Origin of the sequence: Flavobacterium sp., assembly GCF_035292545.1 — a bacterium.
Lineage (GTDB): Bacteria > Bacteroidota > Bacteroidia > Flavobacteriales > Flavobacteriaceae > Flavobacterium.
This window is the reverse complement of record NZ_DATDPV010000003.1, coordinates 1-4808: the sequence shown is the minus strand read 5'-3', so window position 1 is coordinate 4808 and position 4808 is coordinate 1. Positions and strand designations below refer to the sequence as shown.

At 39.1% G+C, this 4808-nt stretch carries 4 protein-coding genes; 2 read left to right on the top strand and 2 right to left on the bottom strand.

The genetic code is table 11. The annotated features are described in order from the left end of the window. On the top strand, positions 1–714 hold a 714-nt coding region (locus tag VI621_RS00530), incomplete at its 5' end, for a serine hydrolase (RefSeq protein WP_324216436.1). 298 nt (positions 715–1012) lie between these two features. On the opposite strand, the gene VI621_RS00525 is transcribed toward VI621_RS00530, so the two are convergent. Further along, positions 1013–2578: an NAD(P)/FAD-dependent oxidoreductase gene (locus VI621_RS00525; RefSeq protein WP_324216435.1), complete on the bottom strand. Its 1566-nt coding sequence runs from the start codon at positions 2576–2578 to the stop codon at positions 1013–1015. A 173-nt stretch (positions 2579–2751) separates the two neighbouring features. On the opposite strand from VI621_RS00525, the gene VI621_RS00520 reads away from it, so the two are divergent. After that, the gene (locus VI621_RS00520; protein ID WP_324216434.1) at positions 2752–2991 is read left to right on the top strand and encodes a hypothetical protein; all 240 of its coding nucleotides are present in this window, start codon (positions 2752–2754) and stop codon (positions 2989–2991) included. A 50-nt stretch (positions 2992–3041) separates the two neighbouring features. On the opposite strand, the gene VI621_RS00515 is transcribed toward VI621_RS00520, so the two are convergent. Next, positions 3042–4808, bottom strand: a 1767-nt coding sequence (locus VI621_RS00515) for a RecQ family ATP-dependent DNA helicase (RefSeq protein ID WP_324216433.1), incomplete at its 5' end; no start/stop codon positions are given.

The following is a 4808-nucleotide window of genomic DNA, read 5'->3' as shown; positions in this document are numbered from 1 at the left end:
TTACAAACCGCAGGAGGTATGATTTCTAATGCCAAAGAAATGGCTGACTGGATTATTGCCTTACAAAACAAACAATTATTAAAAGAGAATAAGAGTCTTATGGCACTTTGGACACCGGCCATCCTAAACAATGGAAAAACGGGTGGTTTTGATAATTTACTTAACGGATATGCCGCTGGTTGGCCAACTATAGGCCGATCTGAACATCCGGCTGTAGCTCCAGTTGGCGGAGGACGTTCAGCCCTATTTGTTTATCCAAAAGACAATCTTTCCATTATTGTGCTGACCAATTTAAGTGGCGGTTCACCGGAATCGTTCATTGACGACCTAGCCAGATTTTATATTCCAAATATGAAAAAATCTGAGACTAATGGCTTTTCGCCAGCCGTTAACAGTTTGAGAAATGTATTGGAGAAATCAGGGTATAAGTTTGCCATTGAAGAGGCCAAAAAAGCAAACACTGTTTTTGAAGAAAATGAATTAAACAATTGGGGCTATTCACTTTTAAAAGAAAAGAGAATCAAGGATGCCATTGAAATATTCAAGTTAAATGTATTTCTTTTTCCAGAGAGTGCCAACACCTATGACAGTCTTGGAGAAATGTATGCGTTTATGGAAGAAAGGGAATTAGCAATCAAAAATTACGAATATGCCTTTAAGCTAAATCCAAAGAACAAAAATGCGGAAGAACAATTGAAAAAATTAAAAAAATAACTTCAAACTAAACCACTATGGACTGAAAGCCCATAGATTTCGATTGGCAGATTTAAAATCTCTAGGTTAAAGCTTTTAAATTTGTCTCAGATTAGAAAGATTCACACAGATTAATCAGTGATAATCTATTTAATCTGTGGCAAAAAAATTAGAAGCTAAAGCGAAATGCACTAAAGTACCTAGTTTTAACTATTCCTGTGGCCAATAAACTTTACTCCACATGCATAATTTTTTAAAAAAACCTCGTTTAAACTTTTTAAACGAGGTTTTTTACATTAGAATTGATGCTTATTGAATTTTATTGTTTTCCCAACCGTTCTCCAATTTTTAAGGCACATTTTTCCCCATCAATAGCTGCCGAGATAATCCCTCCCGCATAACCCGCGCCTTCACCACATGGATACAATCCTTTTATCTGCACATGCTCCAAAGTTTCCTCATTTCTGGGAATGCGTACCGGGGAAGAAGTTCTCGATTCGGGCGCATGAAGTATCGCTTCATTTGTCAAATACCCCTTCATTGATTTTCCAAATTCAGAAAAACCTTCGCGTAATATCTGGGTTAAAAATCCTGGAAAAACCTGTCCCATTTCGACAGAAGTCGTACCGGGAACATAAGACGTTTTCGGAATTTCGGAAGACACTTTGTTTTGTGTAAAATCAATCATTCTCTGGGCGGGTACCTTTTGAGTTTCCCCTGCCAGATGCCACGCTTTTTGTTCGATGCTTTTTTGGAACTCCATTCCGGCTAAAGCGCCAAATTTTGCATACGGTTTGAAATCTTCCAATTTCAATTCAATCACAATACCGGAATTGGCTGTAGCCTGATCTCTTTTGGAGGGCGACCAACCATTGGTAACCACTTCACCGGGACTGGTCGCACAAGGTGCAATCACGCCGCCGGGACACATACAAAAAGAATACATACCGCGCCCACCCACTTGTTTTACAATCGAATAAGGAGCCGGCGGAAGAAATTCGCCTCGATAATCACAGCTGTACTGAATGCTGTCTATTAACGATTGCGGATGCTCGGCTCTTACGCCCAAGGCAAAAGGTTTGGCTTCGATAAAAACTTTTTTTCTGTCCAATAATTCAAAAATATCACGGGCAGAATGTCCTGTGGCCAGAATGATATTACTGGCTAGAACCGTATCGCCGTTTTGGGTAACAATCCCTTGTACTTGATTATTTTTAATTAAAATATCGGTTAATCGGGTATCGAAAAGGACCTTTCCTCCCATTTCGACTATTTTTTCGCGAATATCCTGAATGATTTGCGGCAATTTATTGGTTCCAATATGAGGATGGGCTTCTATCAAAATGTCCTCGGAAGCGCCAAAGGCAACGAATAATTCCAGGATTCGGGTTACATCGCCACGTTTTTTGGAACGCGTATATAGCTTTCCGTCCGAATAGGTTCCTGCTCCGCCTTCGCCAAAACAATAATTAGAATCTTCATTGACGATATGTTCTACATTAATGGCTTTTAAATCTCTTCTTCGGCCACGAACGTCCTTTCCGCGTTCGATAACTATTGGTTTTAAACCTAGTTCTATTAATTGTAAAGCCGCGAAAAGTCCCGCAGGTCCGGCACCAACAACAATTACTTCTTGGGCATGCTCCACATTTTTATAATCGGGCAATTGGAATTTATGCTCCGTAAATTCCTCATCCTGAAAGAAAACCATTACTTTCAGGTTAATTTTTATAGCTTTCTGACGCGCATCTATAGAACGTTTCAGAATAGAAATATGTTGGATGTCTTTGGAGGAAACCTTAATTAATCTGGAGATATGATCTTTAAGCAACTGTTCGTTTACAGCTACTTCAGGGGATACTTGAGTAAGAAGTTCTTTTGGCATTTTTTTATTGATTATTCATTGATGAGATTATTCGATGAGTCGAAAAACGGCATCAGAGTGCAAAAATACTAATTTGAAGTGGATTTGTTATTTGTTGGTTTGGTTATTCGTTTTTCAGGCAACAAACTTTGTAACTTTGAACCTTTGCGACTTTAAACCTTAACTTAAAAACAATGTCTCGACAAATAAAACTTATCTGGGATTTTCGTGGTCCTGCTTCCGCAAAAACTGCCGAACATCATGAAATTCATCTTAAAGAATATATAATTTCAAAAGAATTACCCTTAAATATAACTGGTTTTAAAATCATAGACGAGATGTATGCCATGGCTTTCATGGTCGTAACCGATGAGCACATGATCGCAGTGAGAGATGCCTTGAAACCGCATCGGGGTGAGATTTTTGAAAAATAACCAATAACAAACCGATAACCGATAACTAAAAAACAGATAACCGAATATTCCTAATTTGCCACTTCGCTAATAAACTTAATACGCATCAATCTTAGTTCATTGATGTCATATTCGCCATCAAATTCTTTTAAGGCATCTTCAATTTTATCGGTATCGGATTCCATGAAATAATCATGAATTTCCTCTTGTTGGTCTTCATCAAGCATTTCATCTACCCAATATTTGATATTCAGTTTGGTTCCTGAATACACAATTTGCTCCATTTCTTTGATTAGGGTATCCATCGTCAAGCCTTTAGCCTTAGCAATATCCTCTAAAGATAATTTCCGGTCGATGTTTTGAATGATGTATAATTTATTGACAGAATTGGCTCCAGTGGATTTTACCACCAAATCATCCGGTCTGATAACATCATTTTCTTCTACATAGCGATTGATTAAATCTACAAACTCCTTACCGTATTTTTTGGCCTTTCCTTCTCCAACACCATGAATATTGCTCATCTCATCCAGTGAAACCGGATATTTGAGCGCCATATCTTCCAACGAAGGATCCTGAAAAACCACAAACGGAGGAACGCCTAATTTCTTAGCTACTTTTTTACGCAGATCACGTAACATGGCCATCAAAGCTTCATCGGCTGTACCGGAAGATTTTGCGGCAGTTACAATAGCTTCGTCTTCGGTTTCATTGTATTCATGATCTTCGGACATCATAAAAGAAGTGGGGTTCTTGATAAAATCCAATCCTTTTTCGGTTACTTTAACAATACCGTAGGTCTCAATATCTTTAGACAACAAACCATCCACTAAAACCTGTCGGATTAAAGCCATCCAATACCTTTCTTCGAAAGCCGCACCTCCTCCAAAAAACTTCTGGGTATCGGTTCTATGGGCTTTGATAACGGCGTTTACTTTTCCTATCAGGGTATAAACGACTTCTTTTGATTTATATAAATGTTTGGTGTCCCGAACCACTTCCAATAATTTCACCACTTGGTTCATGGCTTCCACTTTTACTTTGGGATTGCGGACATTGTCATCCATATCGGCACCTTCTCCGGTCTCGCTGTCGAATTCTTCACCGAAATAATGCAGCAGGAATTTACGTCGCGACATCGAAGTTTCGGCATAAGCCACGACTTCCTGTAAAAGAGCAAAACCAATTTCCTGTTCGGCTACCGGTTTTCCTGACATGAATTTTTCGAGTTTTTCTACATCTTTATAGGAATAATAAGCCAGACAATGGCCTTCACCACCATCTCGTCCGCCACGACCCGTTTCCTGATAATAGCTTTCCAGTGATTTTGGAATATCATGGTGGATTACAAAACGAACATCCGGTTTGTCAATTCCCATTCCAAAGGCAATGGTAGCCACAACCACATCCACATCTTCCATAAGGAACATATCTTGATGTTTGGCTCTGGTTTTGGCATCAAGACCCGCGTGATAAGGAACGGCGCTTATGCCATTAACTTGTAGAACCTGCGCAATGGCTTCTACTTTTTTACGGCTCAGGCAATAAATGATCCCGGATTTCCCTTTGTGTTGTTTGATAAAACGGATAATATCGGATTCTACATTTTTGGTTTTGGTCCGTACTTCGTAATATAAATTAGGCCTGTTAAAAGAGGCTTTAAAAGTATTGGCATTGGGCATATCCAGATTTTTCAGGATATCTTCCTGTACTTTTGGAGTCGCCGTTGCGGTCAGGCCAATAATCGGCACATCACCCAATTGCTTTATAATATGTCTTAGATTTCTGTATTCCGGTCTGAAATCATGCCCCCATTCTGAGATACAATGCGCTTCATC